Raw genomic sequence first — 19716 nt, 5'->3', positions numbered from 1 at the left:
CCTGTGAAAGAACGGGGTGCTTCAGTGATCGTTGTAACCAGGCTCAACGCCACACGCTTTGCGATCAATGCCGACCTCATCGAGCGGATCCAGGAAAACCCCGACACCGTGGTGTTCATGGTCAACGGGGCCAAATACGTGGTCACCGAAACCATGGAAGAAGTCATTTCCCTGGTGGCGGCTCATCGCGCCCGGGTGGTCTCGCTGGCGCGGCACTACGAGCCGCCCCAACCATCCGTTTCGCCCCTGACGCATCGATAAGAGGACGCCCCACGTGGATCCAGCAACAATCATTGGCCTCCTGCTGGCCTTCGGCGCCATGTTCACCATGCTGTTCATGGAGGGCGCCAACGTCTCCTCGATCCTGCTGCCGGCCCCGATGATCATCGTGTTCCTCGGAACCATCGCCGTGGGCATCGCCAGCGGCACCATCAGCGACACCATCATCGCCTTCAAGTCTCTTCCCTCGGCCTTCCGCGGCAAGATCGCCCCGGTGGGCGAGCTGATCAGCCGTCTGGTCGAGCTGGCCGACCTCGCGCGCAAGGAGGGCCTGCTGGCCCTGGAATCCGAGGCCAGGGAAACCAGGGACCCGTTCCTGGGCCGGGCACTGCAATCCATGGCCGACGGCATGGACGGGGACGAGCTGCGCGACCAGCTGGAAGACGAGATCTCCACCCGCGAGCGCACCGACGCGATTGCCCACAAGTACTTTTCCACCCTGGGCGGCTACGCCCCCACGGTCGGCATCATCGGCACCGTAGTCTCGCTGACCCACGTGCTGGAAAACCTGTCCAAGCCCGACGAGCTCGGTCACATGATCGCCGCTGCCTTCGTCGCCACGCTCTGGGGGCTGGTCTCGGCCAACTTCATCTGGCTGCCCATCGGCGCGCGCCTGCGCAGGCTCTCGGAACTCGAGATCGACAGGATGTCCCTGGCCATGGAGGGCGTGCTGGCGATCCAGGGCGGCAGCCAGCCGATCCTGCTCGAGGAAAAGCTCCAGGCCATGGTCCCGCCCCACGTCCTGGGCAAGAAAAACGGCAAGGATTCGGCGGAGGTGGGGTCCAAGGCCCTGCTCGATGACTTCAAGGAAGCCGCGTGAGCGGCGGGCGCAGCAGCGGCAGGCGCGGCGGCCGGAAGGGGCGCAAGTCGGCCGAATCCGGGCACGACGGGCCCGATGAACGCTGGATGGCCTCCTACATGGACATGGTCACGGTGCTGATGTGCCTGTTCATCGTGCTCTATGCCATGTCCACGGTCGACCAGGACAAGTACACGAAACTGAAGAACTCCCTGGCCACTGGGTTCGGCACCGAGCAGAGCGTCACCGCCGACACCGCCGAGGGCATCGTGGTCCCGCCCGAACTGGTGGGCACCGAGGGGCTGCTGGCCAGCAGCCAGATCGACGGACAAACCAAGGAAGCACTGCTCGCCCTGGCCCAGGACGAACAGGCCGACCTGCTGACACTCAAGGAACGCATCCAGAAGCGGCTGAAGGACTCCGGGCACGCGGGTGCGGCGGACTTCTCCATCGACAACCGTGGCCTGACCGTGCGGCTGGTCAGCGCCGAGACATTCTTCGTGCCCAATAGCGCCGAGCTCACCGACAACGCCCGCGAGATCATCGACTCCATCGCCCCGGTGCTGGCCCCCACCAAACGCTACTTCGAGGTGGAGGGCTTTGCCGACGAACGCCGCCCGGTCGAGCCCTATCCGACCAACTGGGAGCTCTCCGCCTCCCGCGCCACCGGCGTGCTGCGTTCCCTGGTCGAAGACGGGGGAGTGAAGGCCTCGCGGATCTCCTCGGTCGGCTACGGGGACGCCCGGCCGGTTCCCGGCAACAGGGACCTCTCGCTGAACCGTCGGGTCGACATCGTGGTGCTGTCCAACCAGCCCGAGTCGGTCAGGGACCTTCTGTCGCAAACGCCCTAGTCAGGTGACCACCGGGGCTTCCGTGGGAATCCGGGAGGAATATTTGTCCCCGCCCGCTAACCGATCGGCCGTCGCCAGCCGATAGTGGTGCCAGTGACGCTCTTGCCTACGGGACACCCCGGTGCGGGTGGGCCCAATCCAACACCTCCAGACCCCACTGCCGCGGTGGTCTATGACTTCCGCCGGCCCACGACGCTGGCCCGCGAGCACTCTCGCGTGCTTGAGCTGGCCTTCGAGACCTTCGCCCGCCAATGGGGAACCCAGCTGACGGCCAAGATCCGGGTCATGTCGCAGGTCTCCCTCGAGTACGTGCTGATGCAGTCCTACGACGACTACGTCGCCGGGCTGCCGCCGGCCACCACCATGGTGCTCTGCGAGGCGGAGGGGCACGGCGCGCGCGCCGTCATCCAGTTCCCCGCCGCGGAAGCCCTGAACTGGGTCTCGCACATGCTCGGCAGCCCCACCGCCACCGAGGTTCCCGAACGCAAGTACACGCGGATCGAGCAGACCCTGGTGCGCGGGCTGATGGACGAGGCGCTCGAGGACCTGCACTACTCGCTCGGCGCCCTGCTCCAGCGCCAGCTCGTGGTCTCCGGAATCCACCACAACTCCCAGTTCGCGCAGGCCGCCACGAAGTCGGAGATCGTCATCGCCGCCTGGCTGCGCGTGCGCGTGGGCGAGCGCAGCACCCTGGCCTCGGTCGCGGTGCCCGCTGACATGCTGCTGCCGCAACTCGGGGAAACCAACCCGCGCACCCCGGTGGAGAACGCCACCGAGCTGCTCACCGAGGCGCTCGCCGGGGTCCCGGTGGACGTGGCCCTGGCCCTGGGACCGGCCTTCGTCACCCCCGGCACCATCCTGAACCTGGCTGTGGGAGACGTGCTGCCACTGCCGCACCCCGTCCACCGGCCCTTCGAGCTGTCAGTTGACGGCCGCCGCCTGGGCACCGCCGCAGCCGGTACCCGCGGCGGCCGGATCGCCGCCGTCGTCGTTTCTACCGAGGAGAGTCCCTCTTGAATCCCGAACCATCATCCATCCCGGTCCTGCATTCGACGGCGCTGTATTCGGCCGCCGCCGAGGCGCTGGCAGGAATGCTGCCCACCACCTCCCCGGTCACCGCGGTGCTGCATTCCGGGTCCCGAGACGCCTCGATGCTAGAGGGGCCCGGCGAGTTGGTTGTCGCCGGCTTCGTCGGGCAGCACTCCGCCGACGTGTTGCTTTCTGTGGCAGCCCCGCTGCTGGGAGGCGCCCCGGGCGGGCCCGGCTCGCTGGTGTCCGCAGCGGACATCCTGCGTCCGGCCCTCGAGGCAGCCACCGGCGTGCTCGGCGCGGGCGTGCTCTCAACCGATTCCGCGGTGCACCCCGATGTGATGCTCGCAGATGCCGAGACCGTGTGCTTTGAATTGCGCAGCGCCGAGGAAGAAATCGGGTTCTTCGCCATCCGCATCCGCAACAACGAACCTGCCTCGCTGCCGGCCGGCACCGCCGCCGAGGCGCGCGAGGACGTGGCCAGCCGGCTGGGTCGGATCAACAACGTGGAAATGGCGTTGACCGTGGAGATCGGCCGCACCCGCATGTCCGTGCGCGACGTGCTGGGACTGGAACCCGGTGCCGTGGTGGAACTCGACCGCTCGGCCGGCGCACCGGCGGACATCCTGCTCAACGGCCGGCTGATCGCCCTGGGCGAGGTCGTGGTCATGGACCAGGACTACGGGGTGCGCATCACCCAGATCCTCGACGTGAACGAGGGCCAGTCCTAGCGGTGGAATCCTTCTTCTTGGTGCTGCGGGTGATCGTCTCGCTCGCGGCGGTATTCGGGCTCTTGTTCTACCTGCGCAAACGCGTGCTGACGCGCTTCGGGTCCCCGCGCGCCTCGCAGCTGTCGATCGTCGAGCGCCAGGGACTGGGCGCCAAGTCCTCGGTCGTGCTGCTGGACGTGCAGGGCCGGCGCTACCTGCTGGGCGTGGCCGAGTCCTCCATCAGCGTGCTCGATTCCTTCGAGGCCCCCGAGCCGTCGGCGCCCGAACCGCATGAACAGGCCGGAGCGCCCGGCACCATGGCCGAACGCTCGCGCGCCTTCGCGCAGAGCCTGAACGCCATGCGTCTGGGCCCCGCGCCCGCACACCAAACCCTCGTCAACGATCCTGCCGCGGACCCGGCGGACCCGGCGGCGCCGGCCGCCGGCACCCGAACCCCGATTCCTCCGGCACCCGGTGTGCCCTCGGGCCCGCTGGCAGGCTCGATCCTCTCCGCCCAGACCTGGCGCAACGCCGCGGCAGCCCTCCGGGCGGGACGCGGCTCGTGAACCTGCTTCGCCGCTCCCTGCCCTCGCGCGCCCGGCCGGCACTTCTGGCCGGGCTGCTGCTTGCCTTCCTGCTGGTGCTGTCCTGGATCGGGACCACCTCCGCGTTTGCCGCGCCCATCGAGCCCGGGACCCCGGGGGACAACGGCGGGCTGTCGGTGGAAATCAACGGCCCCAACGGCACCCCCAGCTCCGCGATCGTCACCCTCATCGCCATCACGCTGCTCTCGGTGGCCCCGGCCCTGCTGCTGATGATGAGCTCGTTCACCAAGATCTTCGTGGTCCTGGCCTTCACCCGCAACGCCCTGGCGCTGCCCACCATCCCGCCCAACCAGGTGCTTGCCGGCCTGGCGCTCTTCCTCTCCCTGTTCATCATGGCCCCGGTGCTTTCCTCAATGAACGAAACCGGCGTGCAGCCCTACCTGGACGGGACCATCGACCTGACCCGGGCGCTGGAGGTCGGCGTGGTGCCGCTGCGCGAATTCATGCTGGCCCACACCCGCGAGGCGGACATCGCGCTGATGACCCGCGCCGCGGAACTGCCCAACCCCGCCACCCCGGCGGACGTCGCGCTGACCACGCTGATCCCTGCCTTCATGATCTCCGAGCTGCGCGCCGCCTTCATCATCGGCTTCGTGATCTTCGTGCCCTTCCTGGTCATCGACCTGGTGGTCTCCTCCGCGCTGATGTCCATGGGCATGATGATGCTCCCGCCGGTGATGATCTCCCTGCCGTTCAAGATCCTGCTCTTCGTGCTGGTGGACGGCTGGGGCCTGGTCATCACCGCGCTCATCGGTTCCTACCGGATCGGCGGCGGCTAATGGATCCGAACGCCGTCCTGGACATCGGCCTGTCCGGGCTGCTGGTCGCCGCGAAGCTTGCCGCCCCGGTGCTCATCACCTCGCTGGTGGTGGGCTTCGCGATCTCGCTGTTCCAGTCGATGACGCAGATCCAGGAAATCACCCTCTCCTTCGTCCCGAAGGCCGCGGCCGTCGCCATCGCGCTGCTGGTGTGCGGGCACTGGATGATTGCCGAGATGGTGCTCTTCACCAACGAGCTTTTCGAGAAGATCCCGGCCCTGCTGGGAGGCGGGTAAGGATGCTGGCCACCGTGCCGCTGGCCTGGCTGGAGGTCATGATGCTCGCGGCGGTGCGCGTCACCGCGTTCCTGGTCATTGCCCCGCCCTTTTCGCACAACGCCATCCCGCTGCGGATCAAGGGAATGCTCGGCATCGGGCTCGCCCTTGCAGTCACCCCGCGCCTGTCCGGGGGCTACGAGTCGCTGGCCACCGGGCCGTTCCTGGCCGCCGTCGTCTCCGAGCTGGTGGCAGGGGCCGCCATGGGATTCATGGTCATGCTGGTCTTCTCCGCCATCCAGTCCGCCGGCAGCCTCATCGACCTCTTCGGCGGCTTCGCCATGGCCCAGGGCTTCGACCCTCAGTCAATGATCAACGGCGCCCAATTCACCCGCTTCTTCCACTTCGCCGCCCTGGCCCTGCTGGTCGCCTCCGACGGCTACCAGCTGGTGCTCGCCGGGCTGTTCCGCTCCTTCGCCGTCATCCCGCTGGGCGGCGGGATCGGGCTGCCGTACGTGGCCGAATCCCTGGTGGGAGCGGTGGGGGAGATGTTTGTGGCCGCGGTGCAGATCGCCGGTCCCCTGCTGGTGGTCCTGGTGCTGGCCGACATCGGCCTGGGCCTGCTGACCCGCGCCGCCCCGGCGCTGAACGCCTTCGCCATGGGCTTCCCGCTGAAGATCATGCTCACCCTCGCGCTGGTCGGCACCGTGTTCGTGGTGCTCCCCGCGCTGGTCTCCGCGCTGGTGCGCGGGGCCCTGTCCCTGCTTTCGGGGGTGGGCGGAGCGTGAGCCAGGATTCGGGGGAGCGCAGCGAAAAGGCCACCGCCCAGCGCATGAAGGAGGTCCGCGAGAAGGGCAAGACGACCCGCTCGCAGGACCTTGCCGCCTGGCTGGGCATCGGGGCCGCGGCCCTGATGCTGCCCGGGGTGCTTAGCTCCGCCGAGACGGCGGGCCGGGCACAGCTGGAGGCGGTGCGCCGCATCATCGCCGCCCCCGACCCCGAGGCGGCGCTCGCCGCGCTGGGCACCGGACTGGATTCGCTGCCCGGATCCCTGCTGCCGCTCTTCGTCGTGGTGCTGGTGGTCGTGGTGGCCACCGCCGCGCTGCAGGGCGGAATCAACTTCAGGAAGTTCCGGCTGGATCCGGCAAGCCTGAACCTCGTCACCGGCATGCAGCGGGTCTTCGGGCTCCAGGCGCTCTGGCAGGGGCTCAAGGCCCTGCTGAAGGTGGCGGTCATCGCCCTGGTGCTCTGGTTCGTCGTCTCCTCGCTCATGCCGCTGCTGCTGCAATCCGGCTCCCTGCCGCTGGCCTCGCTGCTGGCCGCGGGGTCGGGCGGTGCTGCCTCCCTGATCCGCGCCTCGGTCGTTGCCGGGCTGGTGCTGGCCGCCGCCGACGTGCTGGTGGTCATGCGGCGGAACCGCAAGCACACCCGGATGACGCGCAAGGAAGTCACCGACGAGAACAAGCGCACCGATGGGGACCCGCTGATCAAGTCCCAGCGCCGGGCACGGCAGATGGCGATGAGCCGCAACCGCATGATCGCGGCCATCGCCGACGCGGACGTGGTGATCGTGAACCCCACCCACGTGGCGGTGGCGCTGCGCTACGAGCCGGGCAAGTCAGCGCCCCGGCTGGTGGCCAAGGGAGCCGGGAACATCGCCGCGCGCATCCGCGAGGAAGCCGCCGAGAAGCGCGTGCCCATGATCCGCGACGTCCCGCTGGCCCGGAACCTGCACGAGGTCTGCGGCATCGGGGACGAGATCCCCGCCGAGCGCTACAACGACGTCGCGCGGGTCCTGGCCTTCGTGATGACACTCAAGGCCCGCGGCAACGCAAACGGCGTCCACACGGTTCCCGACGCACCGGGCACCGCACCCGGCCCGGGAAGACGGGCGGGCCCGACATGAGCCCGGCGCCCCGATGTCCCCGCACGCACCTTCCTTCACCGCCCCAACCCGGGCCGCCTCGCCGGCCCGGGACCCAACCGCCGGCCGACCGCCGGGCCACAAGGAGCACGACCGAATGAAATTCGCCTCCCTCTCCAAGATCGCCGTGCCGCTGGGCGTGGTGGGCATCATCATGCTGCTGGTCGTCCCGGTGCCCGCCGGACTGCTGGACGTGCTGATCGCCGTGTCCATCCTCCTGGCCCTGGTGATCCTGCTGACCACCATGTTCGTCAAGCGGCCCCTTGACTTCTCGGTCTTCCCCTCGCTGCTGCTGGTCGCCACGCTGCTGCGCCTGGGGTTGAACGTCGCCTCCACCCGGCTGGTGCTGGGCAACGGGTATGCAGGGGAGGTCATTGCCGCGTTCGGCTCCATCGCGGTGGGCGGCTCGCTGATCATCGGCTGCGTGATCTTCCTGATCCTTGTCGTCATCCAGTTCGTCGTGGTCACCAAGGGCGCCGAACGCGTCGCCGAGGTCGGGGCGCGCTTCACCCTTGACGCCATGCCGGGAAAGCAGATGGCCATCGACGCGGATTTGAACGCCGGGCTGATCACCGACACCCAGGCGCGCGAGCGGCGCGCCGAGGTCGCCGCGGAGGCAGACTTCTACGGCGCCATGGACGGCGCCTCCAAGTTCGTCAAGGGCGACGCGATCGCCGGGCTGATCATCATCATCATTAACCTCGTCGGCGGCATCGCCATCGGCATGGTCTCCCGCGGCATGGGCATTTCCGAGGCGCTGAACACCTACGCGCTGCTGACCATCGGCGACGGCCTGGCCACGCAGATCCCCGCGCTGCTCATGGCCGTGTCCACCGGCATGATCGTCACCCGCTCCAACGCGTCGGCCGACATGGGCTCCACCGCCTCGAAGCAGCTGGCGCAGTCGCGCACCGCGCTGCTGATCTCCGGGGCCTCCGCCATCGCCCTGGCACTGGTGCCCGGGATGCCGAAGCTGCCCTTCATGCTCATCGGCGCCCTGCTCATCCTCACCGCCCAGCGCATCAAGTCCAACGAGGCCAAGGCCGAGTCCCTCGCGGAGGTGGCGCGGCAGAACGAGGCGGCGGTGGTGCCAGCGGAGACCACCGAGGACCTCATCGAGAAGATGCGGGTCCACGCCCTGGAGATCCAGCTGGCCCCCGACCTGGTGGACGTGGTCAACGGGGGAGGGGACGACCTGCTGGCCCGGGTGCGCGCGCTGCGCCGCCGCACGGCCATGGAGATGGGCATCGTGCTGCCGCCGGTGCGCACCCGGGACTCGGTGGACCTGCCCCCGGCCACCTACGCCATCCGGATCGCCGGGGTGGAGGCCGGGCGCGGCACCGCCCCGCGCGGGAAGATCCTCGCCCTCGGAGACCACCTTGACTCGCTGCCCGGGGTGGGCGTCGTGGAGCCGGTCTTCGGGCTGGCGGGCAAGTGGGTGCCGGCGGAGCTGCGGCACAACGCGGAGATGGCCGGGGCAACCACCATCGACAGGGTCTCGGTGATCGTCACCCACCTGTCCTCGATCGTCCAGGCGCAGGCCGCGCGGCTGCTCACCCGCGAGGACGTGCGGGTGCTCACCGACGCGGTGCGCGAAACCAACCCCTCGGCCGTGGAGGAACTGGTGCCCTCCCCGCTCTCGCTGGCCGAGGTGCAGCGGGTGCTGCAGGGCCTGCTCGCCGAGGGCGTGCCGATCAACGACCTGGGGCGCATCTACGAGGCACTGGCCCTGCGCGCCAAGGCCAGCACTGACCCCGAGGGGCTCGTCGAGGCCGCGCGCACCGCGCTGGGCCCGGCTATCGCCGCCGGATACCTGGAGGGCAAGACGCTGCGCGTGGTGATGATCGACCCGGTGCTGGAACAGGGAATGCTCGAGGGGCTGCGCCCCTCGGAGGCCGGAAGCCAGATCATGCTCGATGCGCAGCGGCTCGAGGCGGTGCTTGCCTCGGTCAAGCGGATCGCCGGCGAGCTGGAGACCCGTGGCCTTTCCGCGGTGCTGGTCTGCGCCCCGGCGCTGCGCCCGGCGGTGCGCCGGCTGCTGGGCTCCGCGCCCGGGGCCATCCCGGTGCTCTCCTACCAGGAGGCCACCGCCGGCGGCGCCGAGATCGAGACCGTGGGGGTGGTACGCGGTGCCGATGCGATTTCGGCTTGAGGGCGCGAACCTCGTGGAAATCCACGAGCAGGCCATTGCAGAGTTCGGGCGGCACGTCCGCATCGTCTCGGCCGAGAAGGTCACTGTCGGCGGGCTCGGCGGGTTCCTGGCCAAGACGCACCTGGAGGCAATCATCGAGGTGCCCGACGAGCACGCGCCCGCCGGCCACGTGCTGGAGCCGGGGGCCGGCCCCGCGATGCCGCGTGCCCTGGAACCCGCCCCGCAACCCGCCGGATCCACGGGTTCGGAGCAGCAGCCAACGGTCCCGGCAGCCAACACCAACGCGCCAAACGCGCCGGAACCGGATGCCCCGGGCGCCCCGGGCGGCATCGATGGACTGCTGGCGCGGGCGGACGCCGCCGAGCTGCACTTCGCCCCGCAGGTTCCCGGGCCCGCGGCGGGCGACGCGCTGCCACCGCTGCCCGGACGGCCGGACTTCGCGCGCCTGCTGGACAGCCAGGCCTTCGCCCTGGAACCCGCCACCGGCTCCCGCGTTGCCGGCGCACCCTTGAAGGGGGCAGGGCAGGCCGGGGCAGGGGCCACGGGTGGCCGGGCCAGGCAAAGCAGGGAGCAGCACCGCGACATCGTCCCCTCGCCGCTGGCCGGACCCGGGGACCTGGTCGTGGTCATCGGGCTGTGGGGAGATGCTGGCATGGCAGCGGCGGAGCTGGACGACGGCACGGCGCTGCGGCGCAATGCGGGGGAGCTGGCCCAGAAATTCGATACGCAGTCACTGGCCCGCCGGCCCATCCTGGACCGGCGCGGCATCCTGCGGGCGCGGGCCACCGCCGTGGCTGAGGGAGTCCCGCTGCTCCTGGCTGCGGCGCTGAACCCCCTGCTGCCCCTGCCCGGGCAACTGGAGCTGTTGGACCTGCTGGCCCCCGACCAGCTCTGGGTCGCCGTGGACGCAGGGCGCAAGGCGGAGGACACGGCCGCCTGGGTCGGGGCCGTGGCGCGCGCCTGCGGGATCTATGCGGTGGTCTCGCTGCATGCCGAGGAGACAATGAGCCCGGAGACGGTCTCGGAGCTGGGGTTCCCGGTGCTTGAGGCCCGGGGGCCGGGCAACTAGGCCGGCCCGCCCCGCCCGCGGGCAGTCGCCGTCGGCGGGTGCCCGCCGTGCGACCGGGGTTTGCCGGACGCCCGGGACTTGCGCATGGTGGCGTCCCGGTGGGCGGGATTGGCGCCCTTCACCCCTGAGCCGGCCCCGTGTTTGATCTGCTGGCCAGGCTCCGGCCGTGCCTGTCGCTTCCGCGCTCAGCCACGTGGATACTCGTCCTCGTCCGCGTCGTTGGGGTCGACCAGTCCGCGCCGCGCGCGTTCCGCCTCCTCTGAGGCCCCCGCAGGGAGTGGGTCCGCGGCGTCCGGCACCTGGTCGGGGCCGTAGTCCTCCAGCCCGGCCGCCACGCGCTCTTGGTATTCGGCCGCCGCGAGGTCCTCGTCGTCCGGCCCCTGGGGTAGCTTGGCGTGCCCGCGCCCGGAGGAATGCGGCAAGCCGGAACCCTCCGGCAAGATCACGTCATCGAGGCCGGGCGTCTGGTCCGCGGGGTTCTCGGGGTTCTCGGGGTTCACGTTTGTCATCCGTTGCTCCTGCGGTTCGGGGCGCCGGGCCGGACGAGAGGGTACGCCCGCCCACCGACGTCCTGCGGCCAGTCTAGGACCGCTTCCCGGGCGTGCCTAGGGCAGCGGCCCCACCGCACACCGCTGAAGACGCCGTTGGCCCCCTGCCTGGCGGCAGGGGGCCAACGGCGGGCGGGGTGGAAGCCCCGCCCGGCGGCGTTCACCCAAATGGGAGCCGCGGGATCTAGAGCTCCGCGCAGTCGCGGCAGATCTTGACCCCATCCAATTCCTTGGCGGCCTGGCTGCGGTGCCTCACGGCGAAGCATTCCCCGCAGATGAACTCGTCCGCCGCCTGCGGTACGACCTCCACAACCAACTCGTCGAGCACGATCGCGCCCGGAAGCTCGGTGCCCTCGGAAAGGTCCGTTTCCTCCAAGTCGGCGTGGACGCTTTTCGCGTTGGGCGCATCCATTTGGCGGACGGCCTTCAAGGTGCTTTCGGAAGCTTCGGCCACGTCGGGGCGGGCTTCGTCGTAATCCTGGGCCATGGTGGTTCCTCCCGATTGATCTCTTTATTGCCGAAATTGTAGATGCATGGGGTTCCCGGGGCAAAACCAATGTCGTCCTCCGGGGATACTGGCAGCCTTTGCACAGGAATGACCGGTGCCTTGCCTGCCTATCCGGTGGATCGGAGCCCGGTTCCCGGCTGGTCGCCGGGCTCGCCCTCCTCCGGATGGTCGGGATCTGCCGGGGCCGCCGGGAATCCGGGACGCCAACGTTTCGCCGATGTCGTGCCGCAAGAATCGGCGCCGCGGGCCATCTTCCAGGTCGAGGCCCGCGCCGGGTGCCGGTTATGATGGTGCGGTGCTGGTACTTACGCGGAAGGTCGGAGAACAGGTCCTCATTGGCGAGGAGATCGTGGTGACCGTCCTTGATGTCAAGGGCGATTCGATCAAGATCGGCTTCGACGCGCCCCGCGGCATCAAGATCCAACGGGCCGAGATGGTCGCCGCCGTGACCGAGGCCAACCAGCAGGCGGCAGCGGCCGCCACCGAGGACGCCGAGGCCCGCCTAAAGGCCCTCTTCCCGGCCGTGCCCAAGACCGGCGCGCCCGATGCGCCGACGGCGTAAACAGCGACGCAATTAGCACTCGCCTTGACCGAGTGCTAATGGTTGCCTAGAGTCATTCATGGCGCTTGTTGAATCCGACAAGCGTTGAAAGCCTGAGGTAATTCACCAGCTGGCACCGCGACGACGGTTGGTACCACCCGAACGGCCCGTAAACCATTGGTAACTCACGCAAAGGAGAGACGATGTCCGTCTCCATTAAGCCTCTCGAGGACCGCATTGTCGTCCAGCCGCTCGAAGCAGAAACCACCACTGCTTCCGGTCTGGTCATCCCTGATTCCGCCAAGGAAAAGCCGCAGGAAGGCAAGGTCGTAGCAGTTGGACCGGGCCGCGTCGATGACAACGGCAACCGCGTCCCCGTGGACGTAGCCGAAGGCGACGTCGTGATCTACTCCAAGTACGGCGGAACCGAAGTCAAGGTCGGCGGTGCAGAGTACCTGGTGCTCTCGGCACGCGACGTCCTGGCCATCGTCGTAAAGTAGTTTTCCTCATAAAGCCCCGGCCACTGGCCGGGGCTTTATGTAGCTTATAAGGAGCAAGACATGGCAAAGCAGCTAGCTTTTAACGAAGAGGCGCGACGCGCCCTCGAAGCGGGCATTGATAAGCTCGCAAACACCGTCAAGGTGACCCTCGGCCCGCGCGGCCGCAACGTGGTGCTGGCCAAGGCCTGGGGCGCACCGACGATCACCAACGATGGCGTGACCATCGCCCGCGAGATCGAGCTCGAAGACGCCTACGAGAACCTTGGCGCGCAGCTGGCCAAGGAAGTCGCCACCAAGACCAACGACGTCGCCGGCGACGGCACCACCACCGCCACCGTGCTCGCACAGGCATTCGTCAAGGAGGGCCTGCGCAACGTTGCCGCGGGCGCCGCACCGGGCGAGATCAAGCGCGGCATCGAAGTTGCCGTCGAGGCAGTCGCAGCGCGCCTGGCCGAGAACTCCGTTCCGGTCGAGGGCAAGCAGGTCGCCAACGTGGCAGCCATCTCCGCACAGAGCGAGGAAATCGGCGAGCTGTTGGCCAAGGCCTTCGAAACCGTGGGCACCGACGGCGTCATCACCATCGAGGAATCCTCCACGACCGCCACCGAGCTGGTTGTCACCGAGGGCATGCAGTTCGACAAGGGCTACCTGTCCCCGCAGTTCGTCACCGACGCCGAGCGCCAGGAGGCCGTCCTGGAGGACGCGCTGATCCTGGTCAACTCCGGCAAGATCTCCACCGTTGCAGAGTTCCTGCCGCTGCTGGAAAAGGTGCTGGCCGCCGGCAAGCCGCTGTTCATCATCGCCGAGGACATCGAGGGCGAAGCCCTCTCCACCCTCGTGGTGAACAAGATCCGCGGCACCCTGAACGCCGTGGCCGTCAAGGCCCCGGGCTTCGGCGACCGCCGCAAGGCGATGCTGCAGGACATTGCGATCCTCACCGGCGCCCAGGTTGTCTCCCCGGACCTGGGGCTGCAGCTGGACCAGGTTGGCCTCGAGGTGCTGGGTACGGCTCGCCGCATCACCATCACCAAGGATTCGACCACCATCGTCGACGGTGCAGGCACCGCCGAGGACGTTGCGGACCGCGTCTCGCAGCTGAAGGCCGAACTGACCCGCACCGATTCCGAGTGGGACCGCGAGAAGCTCAACGAGCGCCTCGCCAAGCTCTCGGGCGGCATCGGCGTGATCAAGGTCGGCGCAGCCACCGAGGTCGAGCTGAAGGAACGCAAGGCACGCATCGAAGATGCTGTCTCCTCCACCCGCGCGGCCCTCGAAGAGGGAATCGTTGCAGGCGGCGGCACCGCCTTGGTTGACGCCCTGGCCGTGCTTGACACCGATCCGAACGTGCTCGCCCTGACCGGCGACGCCGTTGCGGGCGTGGGCATTGCCCGCCGCGCACTGGTCCAGCCGCTGCGCTGGATCGCGCAGAACGCCGGCTTCGACGGCTACGTCGTCACCGCCAAGGTCACCGAATCCCCGGCCAACGAGGGCTTCAACGCCCTGACCGGTGTTTACGAGAACCTGATCGACGCCGGTGTCATCGACCCGGTCAAGGTCACCCGCTCGGCGCTGCGCAACGCTGCCTCGATCGCGGCCCTGGTGCTGACCACCGAAACCCTCGTCGCCGAAAAGCCGGCCGAGGATCCGGATTCGCACGCAGGACACAAGCACTAACACGCACCATCCGTGGCAGTGCACCAAGCGCCGCCGGCAGCCAGGCTTCAGCCCCCAGGGGATCGAGGCCGGGAGGCCGGCGGCGCTTGGCGTTTGACCCGCCGACGCTGGGAACCCGCTGTAACGAAAAGGTAACGGCCTTTGGTAACGTTGGATGCCCATGCCCAACGTTCCGGGTGTGGGACGCTGTCAATTCCTCAGGATGTACCGATGTCGATTTCCTTTCCTGCGCCCGGCGCGGCAGGGCGGAGTCCAGTAGCCGACCCGAAACCCACATCCACTTTCAGGCCCGAACTCCAGGGCCTGCGCGCCCTGGCCGTCGTGTTGGTCATGGTCTACCACGTCTGGCTTGGCCGGGTCTCCGGCGGCGTGGACGTGTTCCTGCTGCTCTCCGCGTTCTTCCTCACCGGCGCCTTCATCCGCAAGGTCGAGGGCGGGCGGCCGGTGGGCCTGCTGACCTACTGGCTCAACGTCTTCCGCAGGCTGTTGCCCGCGGCGGTCCTGGTGCTGCTGGCCACCATTGCGGCGAGCGTCGCGCTGCTGCCCAAGGCGCGCTGGAACTCCATCATGGAGCAGATCACCGCCAGCCTCTTCTATGTGCAGAACTGGCAGCTGGCCCGCGAATCGGTCGACTACTACGCGGCCGAGCACGCCACGGCCAGCCCGCTGCAGCATTTCTGGTCGCTGTCCATCCAGGGACAGGTCTTCATCCTCTGGCCGCTCTTGCTGGCAGCGGGCATGCTGCTGTGGCGGGCGCTGGGCGCCAGGATCCCCGCGCTGAGCTACCGGATGACCCTGGGCGCGCTCTTCGGCGTCGTGTTCGCGCTCTCCCTGGCCTACTCGATCCACGCCACCGCCACTGCACAGGAGTGGGCCTACTTCGACACCGGTGCCCGGCTCTGGGAATTTGCGCTGGGGTCGCTCGTCGCCATCTTCCTGCCGCTGCTGCAAAGGCTTCCCGCGGCACTGACCGTGCCGGCGGGTTGGCTTGGCCTGGGGGCGATCCTGTCCTGCGGCGTGCTGCTGCAGGTTGACCACGAGTTCCCCGGCTACCTGGCGCTGTGGCCCACGCTCGCCGCGGCATTCGTCATCATCGCACCAAGCCACCGGCTTGGCGTGCAGCGGGTCCTGTCGGTGCCGCCCCTCGGCTGGCTCGGGAACCTCTCCTACGCGCTGTACCTCTGGCACTGGCCGGTCATGGTCTTCTTCCTCGTCGAATCCGGAAGCGAGCGCATCTCCCTCGGCGCCGGGCTGGGCATCATGGTGGTGTCGTTGCTGCTGGCCTGGGCCACGACGCGCATCGTCGAATCGCCCATGCGATCCTGGCACTGGCTCTCGGCCAAGCGCCGGCGCGCGGGGCTGAGCATTGCGGTGCTGCTCTCGCTGGTGCTGGTGCCGCTGGGAGGGTGGGAGCACCGGGTCGTCGCCGAGGAGACGCGCGCGGCGTCCCAGGCCCAGGTCGACAACCCCGGCGCGGCGATCCTGGATCCCGGTTTCGGGCACGAACCAAGTTCCGCCGCCGTGATGGTCCCGCTGACCACGAAGCTCGACGAGGAATGGTCGAACTTCGGTGCCGAGTGCACCGGGCAGTGGGCACCGGAGTCGCCGGCCATCGAGTACTGCCAGCAGGGCGGGAACCCGCAGGCGGAGAAGACCATCGTGCTGCTGGGGGATTCCCACGCCCAGCACTGGAGCGGCGCGGTTGACGCCATGGCGCAAAAGCACGGGTGGCGCTGGATCCTGCTGACCAAGCCGTCGTGCCGCTTCGGCGGGCCCTCCGATACCCGCGGCCAGGAGTGCGGGGCATTCAACGCCGCCGCCGGCGAGTATGTGCTTGGGCACGGCCCCGACGCGGTCATCACCCTCGGGAGCTTCACCGCGCTGGGGCCGGACCGGCACGGGCGCACGGCGGGGGAGCAGGAGCGGGTGGTGCCCGACTACGAGGCCGGGATCCGTCCGCTGCTGGAGGCGGACATCCCCGTGGTGGCCCTGCGCGACACCCCGCGCTTCCCCACCGCCGCCCCGGAGTGCGTGGACCGCTTCGGCGCCGAGGCGGAGCAATGCAGCGCCCCGGTGTCCGAGCTCATGGCCGAAACCTCGCCGCTGGAGGCACTGGCGGCCGGCGGCACGCTGGGCAAGGGGTTCTCCACCATGGACATGACCGACCAGCTCTGCCCGGACGGAATCTGCCGGCCGGTCATCGGGAACGTGTTGGTTTACCTCGACGAGTCGCACTTGACCAGCACCTTCGCCCGGACCACTGCGGCGGAATTCGAGAAGCGCTTCCTCGCCGCCCTCGCCGGTCCACGCTGATTTCCCCCCTGCCGGGTGGCGGTCCGGTGGCCCGCCCCGGCGGTGGATCTTGGCGTAACCAAAGTGCCGCGCAAGCGTGATATTTCGGTACTTTCCGGGGCAGCCGGCGCGGCGTAATGTTGCCTCCGAGCGGCCGAACGATCCAGCGCGGCCGTGACAACTCGCGCACCATCGGAGTCACCGCCATGAAAACGGAATTGGCCTCATCGTCCCCGTCGCTTGCCAATCCCGTGAGCCGGCGGGCGGTGCTTTCGGCGGCGGTGGCAACACTTGCCGGCGCAGCCCTGGGTCCCGGGCTCATGGCGGCCCCGGCCGCCGCGGCCGTCATCCGCAACCACGTCTACACCGTCTCCTCGCGAAACACCTTCACGTCCGCCACCTACCCGCGCACCGAATTCCGTGCGCTGTGGACAGCCAGCGTGGTGAACATCGACTGGCCCTCGAAAACCGGGCTGTCCATCGCCGCCCAGCAGGCGGAATTGCGCTCCATCCTGGACCTGGCCGTGTCACGGAACCTGAACGCGGTGATCCTCCAGGTGCGCCCGGCCGCTGACCGCATGTGGAAGTCGACCCTCGGGGAGCCCTGGTCAAAGTACCTCACCGGCACCCAGGGCAGGGACCCGGGCTACGACCCGCTGGCCTACGCGATCTCCGAGGCGCACAAGCGCGGCATCGCGCTGCACGCCTGGATCAACCCGTTCCGCGTCTCGATGGATACCTCCCTCACCTCGCTGGTGTCCAACCATCCCGCGCGGCTGAACCCTTCCTGGTCCTTCGCCTACGGTCCACGGCGCTACTACAACCCGGGGATCCCGGCGGTGCGCACCTACATCCGCAACGTGGTCATCGACCTGGTCAAGCGCTACGACGTGGACGGGGTCCACTTCGACGACTACTTCTACCCCTACCCGGTGTCCGGCCAGTCGATTCCGGACTCCTCGACCTACAACACCTACAAGGGCTCCTTCACCTCGATCTCTTCCTGGCGGCGCAACAACATCAACGTGTTCGTCCGCGACACCCACAACGCCATCCGGGCGGCCAAGCCGCGGGTCGTGTTCGGCATCAGCCCCTTCGGCATCTGGGCCAACAGGACCTCGAGCACCCTGGGCTCGGCCACCAGCGGGCTGGAAAGCTTCTATGCCCTCTACGCCGACACCCGGCGCTGGGTCAAGGACGGCTGGGTCGACTACATCGCCCCGCAGCTCTACTGGTACCAGGGGTACTCCGTGGCCAACTACAACGTGCTGGTCGACTGGTGGGCCAAGCAGGTCGCCGGGACCGGCGTGAAGCTGTACACCGGGGAGGCCGCCTACAAGGTGGGGGACCCGAACACCGCCGCCTGGCAGGATCCCAACGAGCTGCGCGACCACGTGACCAAGTGCCGTTCGGTGCCCGCGGTGCGCGGCCAGGCGTACTACAACACCACCGCCTTCCGGGCGAACAAGCTCAACGCCATCGGGATCCTCAAGGCCCGCCACTACGCGCGGCCGGGCCTCCCGGTGCCCTACCCGGAGCTTTTCGCCACGCGTCCCTACACCCCGACCATCACCCGGGCCGTGCGCGAGGGCACCGGGGTGCGGCTGAGCTGGACCTCCAGCTCCAGCGGCGAGCCGATCAAGCTCATCGCGATCTGGCGCTGGGAATCCACCGGCTCGGTCGTCCCGTACATCCAGTCGACCGCCACCTACCTGCGCGCCGTGCGCCGGCGCACCACCTCGGCCCAGTCCTGGCTGGACACCGGCGTGGTGCTCGGGCACTCCTACTGGTACATGATCCAGTCGATCAGCCAGACCGGGGTGGACTCCTCGCGTGCCACCGCGATCTACATCAGGGCGTGACGAACACCACCTCCGGGGTCTAGAATCCGATCATGGCATTGGGGGATGTTGGGGAATTTGCACGGGTCACTGCGGCGAGCGTTGCCGCCGGCACTGACATGGCCGGCACGGGCGCCTCGCCGCCCACGCGATCGCGGCTGGCGCTGCGCGGGATCGCCGTGTCGCTCGCCGCGGGGGCGATGCTGCTCGGACCGCTGCTGGCCGCCGGCGGCGAGGGGCCGCAGCGCTTTGGCTGGAACATGTACGCCCGGTATGTGTCCCTGCCCGAGGCCGAGGTGACCACCGTCGACGGGGAGAAGGAACAGGTTTCCCTGCGGGATCTGGTTTCCGGGCTGCGGATCGAGATCGACTATTTCGCCCCTTCGGCCGAATTTCTCTGCCGCACCCGTGAGGACGTCCTGAGCGTGCGCGTGTGGAACGAAACCCCGGCGCGCGAGGAGGTCTTCGCATGCTCCGGCTTCTGAGTCGCACCATCGACGCCCGGCCCCTGGCCGCCGGCAGGATCCTGCTGGGCCTCGCCTCGCTGATCGTGGCCACCGAATGGTTCGAGACGCTCGGCCGGGTTTCCACCGGCACCCGATTGCAACTGCCCTACTTCGACGCGCTGCCGGACCTCGGCCCCTCGGCGGTGCTGGGGATGTTCGCCGTGGCCATGGTGGCAGGCCTCGGGGCGCTCCTGGGCATTGCCGGTCGGCTGCCGATGATCCTGGTCTGCGCCACCTCGGTGGCGGCACTTGCCGCGGACGAGCAGGCGTTCAGCAACCACCTGGTGCTGCTGGCCCTGCTCGCGCTCTACCTCTCCTGCAGCGGGGCGGGCCTGACCCTGAAGCCCGGGGCGTGGAACCGAAAAGTGCAGGTGCCGTACTGGCCGGCGTTCCTGGTGAAGCTCCAGATCACCACCGTCTATGCCTGGACTGCCATCTCGAAGGTCAACGAGCAGTACCTCTCGGGGGAGGTCATCGGTCACCACCTGCGCGACTGGGTCCCGGTCTCGCAGCAGCTGCTTCCCCTCCTGGCGGCCGGCAGCGTGGCGGCGGAACTGTTCCTCTCGGTGGCCCTGTGGATCCCCGCGCTGCGGCCGTTCGCATTCCTGGTCGGTGCCGGACTGCACCTGGGCATCGTGGTGATGCTGAACACCGCGATGCCGCTGATCGCCTTCGCGCTGATCATGCTCGCCGGGTACGTGCTGTTCGCCCACGACGCCCTGCAAGGACACCGTCCCAGACAGGGGACCGGGGCCCGCCGCCGGGCGCTCGCCGGGTAGCCGCAAGCCCGCGGGGGCCCGCTTTGCGACGTTGCGTTCGCCACACCAACCATGCGGGAATGTCCCTTGGCGGTGA

The 19716-nt window shown here is 68.8% G+C and carries 21 protein-coding genes; 19 read left to right on the top strand and 2 right to left on the bottom strand.

The features are described from left to right. The first annotated feature begins 24 nt into the window (after positions 1–24). The 12 genes from AC6CHY_RS04315 (at position 25) to AC6CHY_RS04260 (ending at position 10451) form a co-directional block, all read left to right on the top strand. On the top strand, positions 25–261 hold the full coding sequence (locus tag AC6CHY_RS04315; RefSeq protein WP_498225667.1) for a flagellar FlbD family protein: 237 nt from the start codon (positions 25–27) through the stop codon (positions 259–261). A 13-nt stretch (positions 262–274) separates the two neighbouring features. After that, positions 275–1099, top strand: coding sequence for a motility protein A (locus AC6CHY_RS04310; protein ID WP_498225665.1), 825 nt, complete (start codon positions 275–277; stop codon positions 1097–1099). Continuing rightward, entirely contained in the window at positions 1096–1929 is an 834-nt protein-coding gene (locus AC6CHY_RS04305; RefSeq protein ID WP_498225663.1) for an OmpA/MotB family protein, read from the top strand. Before AC6CHY_RS04310 ends, AC6CHY_RS04305 begins: the two co-directional genes overlap by 4 nt. A gap of 165 nt (positions 1930–2094) precedes the next feature. Then, positions 2095–2946 (top strand): flagellar motor switch protein FliM, encoded by an 852-nt coding sequence (locus tag AC6CHY_RS04300; RefSeq protein ID WP_498225661.1) that lies wholly within the window; start codon positions 2095–2097, stop codon positions 2944–2946. Next, entirely contained in the window at positions 2943–3689 is a 747-nt protein-coding gene (gene fliN, locus AC6CHY_RS04295; RefSeq protein WP_498225659.1) for a flagellar motor switch protein FliN, read from the top strand. The genes AC6CHY_RS04300 and fliN overlap by 4 nt, the downstream gene beginning before the upstream one ends. 2 nt (positions 3690–3691) lie before the next feature. Further along, positions 3692–4234, top strand: coding sequence for a FliO/MopB family protein (locus AC6CHY_RS04290; RefSeq protein ID WP_498225657.1), 543 nt, complete (start codon positions 3692–3694; stop codon positions 4232–4234). Then, positions 4231–5052, top strand: coding sequence for a flagellar type III secretion system pore protein FliP (fliP, locus tag AC6CHY_RS04285; RefSeq protein WP_498225655.1), 822 nt, complete (start codon positions 4231–4233; stop codon positions 5050–5052). The genes AC6CHY_RS04290 and fliP overlap by 4 nt, the downstream gene beginning before the upstream one ends. Next, a complete protein-coding gene (gene fliQ, locus AC6CHY_RS04280; protein ID WP_411730573.1) occupies positions 5052–5327 on the top strand; it encodes a flagellar biosynthesis protein FliQ in 276 nt (91 codons plus the stop codon). The genes fliP and fliQ overlap by 1 nt, the downstream gene beginning before the upstream one ends. Before the next feature lie 2 nt (positions 5328–5329). Beyond that, a complete protein-coding gene (locus AC6CHY_RS04275) occupies positions 5330–6094 on the top strand; it encodes a flagellar biosynthetic protein FliR (protein ID WP_217389493.1) in 765 nt (254 codons plus the stop codon). Beyond that, a complete protein-coding gene (locus AC6CHY_RS04270; RefSeq protein ID WP_498225653.1) occupies positions 6091–7212 on the top strand; it encodes an EscU/YscU/HrcU family type III secretion system export apparatus switch protein in 1122 nt (373 codons plus the stop codon). Before AC6CHY_RS04275 ends, AC6CHY_RS04270 begins: the two co-directional genes overlap by 4 nt. A 115-nt stretch (positions 7213–7327) precedes the next feature. Further along, the gene (locus AC6CHY_RS04265) at positions 7328–9382 is read left to right on the top strand and encodes a flagellar biosynthesis protein FlhA (protein WP_498225651.1); all 2055 of its coding nucleotides are present in this window, start codon (positions 7328–7330) and stop codon (positions 9380–9382) included. After that, positions 9366–10451 (top strand): hypothetical protein, encoded by a 1086-nt coding sequence (locus AC6CHY_RS04260; protein ID WP_498225649.1) that lies wholly within the window; start codon positions 9366–9368, stop codon positions 10449–10451. Before AC6CHY_RS04265 ends, AC6CHY_RS04260 begins: the two co-directional genes overlap by 17 nt. A 185-nt stretch (positions 10452–10636) precedes the next feature. On the opposite strand, the gene AC6CHY_RS04255 is transcribed toward AC6CHY_RS04260, so the two are convergent. Together AC6CHY_RS04255 and AC6CHY_RS04250 are read right to left on the bottom strand one after the other, a co-directional pair. Beyond that, positions 10637–10960, bottom strand: a complete 324-nt coding sequence (locus AC6CHY_RS04255; RefSeq protein ID WP_498225648.1) for a hypothetical protein — start codon at positions 10958–10960, stop codon at positions 10637–10639. 223 nt (positions 10961–11183) lie between these two features. After that, positions 11184–11486 (bottom strand): DUF4193 family protein, encoded by a 303-nt coding sequence (locus AC6CHY_RS04250; RefSeq protein ID WP_498225646.1) that lies wholly within the window; start codon positions 11484–11486, stop codon positions 11184–11186. A gap of 316 nt (positions 11487–11802) precedes the next feature. Between AC6CHY_RS04250 and csrA the strand changes: the two genes are divergently transcribed. The 7 genes from csrA (at position 11803) to AC6CHY_RS04215 (ending at position 19640) form a co-directional block, all read left to right on the top strand. Further along, on the top strand, positions 11803–12069 hold the full coding sequence (csrA, locus tag AC6CHY_RS04245; RefSeq protein WP_498225644.1) for a carbon storage regulator CsrA: 267 nt from the start codon (positions 11803–11805) through the stop codon (positions 12067–12069). A gap of 182 nt (positions 12070–12251) precedes the next feature. Further along, entirely contained in the window at positions 12252–12548 is a 297-nt protein-coding gene (groES, locus tag AC6CHY_RS04240; protein ID WP_071213005.1) for a co-chaperone GroES, read from the top strand. Between the two features lie 60 nt (positions 12549–12608). Continuing rightward, on the top strand, positions 12609–14222 hold the full coding sequence (groL, locus tag AC6CHY_RS04235; RefSeq protein WP_498225642.1) for a chaperonin GroEL: 1614 nt from the start codon (positions 12609–12611) through the stop codon (positions 14220–14222). A 210-nt stretch (positions 14223–14432) separates the two neighbouring features. Then, positions 14433–16535: an acyltransferase family protein gene (locus AC6CHY_RS04230; RefSeq protein ID WP_498225640.1), complete on the top strand. Its 2103-nt coding sequence runs from the start codon at positions 14433–14435 to the stop codon at positions 16533–16535. A 185-nt stretch (positions 16536–16720) separates the two neighbouring features. Continuing rightward, positions 16721–18376, top strand: a complete 1656-nt coding sequence (locus AC6CHY_RS04225; protein WP_498225638.1) for a glycoside hydrolase family 10-like protein — start codon at positions 16721–16723, stop codon at positions 18374–18376. A 32-nt stretch (positions 18377–18408) separates the two neighbouring features. Then, positions 18409–18840, top strand: a complete 432-nt coding sequence (locus tag AC6CHY_RS04220) for a hypothetical protein (protein WP_498225636.1) — start codon at positions 18409–18411, stop codon at positions 18838–18840. Next, the gene (locus AC6CHY_RS04215) at positions 18825–19640 is read left to right on the top strand and encodes an HTTM domain-containing protein (RefSeq protein ID WP_498225634.1); all 816 of its coding nucleotides are present in this window, start codon (positions 18825–18827) and stop codon (positions 19638–19640) included. The genes AC6CHY_RS04220 and AC6CHY_RS04215 overlap by 16 nt, the downstream gene beginning before the upstream one ends. Positions 19641–19716: the final 76 nt, after the last annotated feature.

Source organism: Paeniglutamicibacter sp. GQ140 (assembly GCF_059759235.1).
This window is presented reverse-complemented; position numbering and strand designations above follow the sequence as displayed.

Bases quoted from the DNA above. Each gene is read 5' to 3' on its own strand.
- fliQ (WP_411730573.1), top strand. From the start codon at position 5,052: ATGGATCCGAACGCCGTCCTGGACATCGGCCTGTCCGGGCTGCTGGTC.
- AC6CHY_RS04275 (WP_217389493.1), top strand. From the start codon at position 5,330: ATGCTGGCCACCGTGCCGCTGGCCTGGCTGGAGGTCATGATGCTCGCG.
- AC6CHY_RS04265 (WP_498225651.1), top strand. From the start codon at position 7,328: ATGAAATTCGCCTCCCTCTCCAAGATCGCCGTGCCGCTGGGCGTGGTG.
- AC6CHY_RS04260 (WP_498225649.1), top strand. From the start codon at position 9,366: ATGCGATTTCGGCTTGAGGGCGCGAACCTCGTGGAAATCCACGAGCAG.
- AC6CHY_RS04255 (WP_498225648.1), bottom strand. From the start codon at position 10,960: ATGACAAACGTGAACCCCGAGAACCCCGAGAACCCCGCGGACCAGACG.
- AC6CHY_RS04250 (WP_498225646.1), bottom strand. From the start codon at position 11,486: ATGGCCCAGGATTACGACGAAGCCCGCCCCGACGTGGCCGAAGCTTCC.
- groES (WP_071213005.1), top strand. From the start codon at position 12,252: ATGTCCGTCTCCATTAAGCCTCTCGAGGACCGCATTGTCGTCCAGCCG.
- groL (WP_498225642.1), top strand. From the start codon at position 12,609: ATGGCAAAGCAGCTAGCTTTTAACGAAGAGGCGCGACGCGCCCTCGAA.
- AC6CHY_RS04230 (WP_498225640.1), top strand. From the start codon at position 14,433: ATGTCGATTTCCTTTCCTGCGCCCGGCGCGGCAGGGCGGAGTCCAGTA.
- AC6CHY_RS04225 (WP_498225638.1), top strand. From the start codon at position 16,721: ATGAAAACGGAATTGGCCTCATCGTCCCCGTCGCTTGCCAATCCCGTG.
- AC6CHY_RS04220 (WP_498225636.1), top strand. From the start codon at position 18,409: ATGGCATTGGGGGATGTTGGGGAATTTGCACGGGTCACTGCGGCGAGC.
- AC6CHY_RS04215 (WP_498225634.1), top strand. From the start codon at position 18,825: ATGCTCCGGCTTCTGAGTCGCACCATCGACGCCCGGCCCCTGGCCGCC.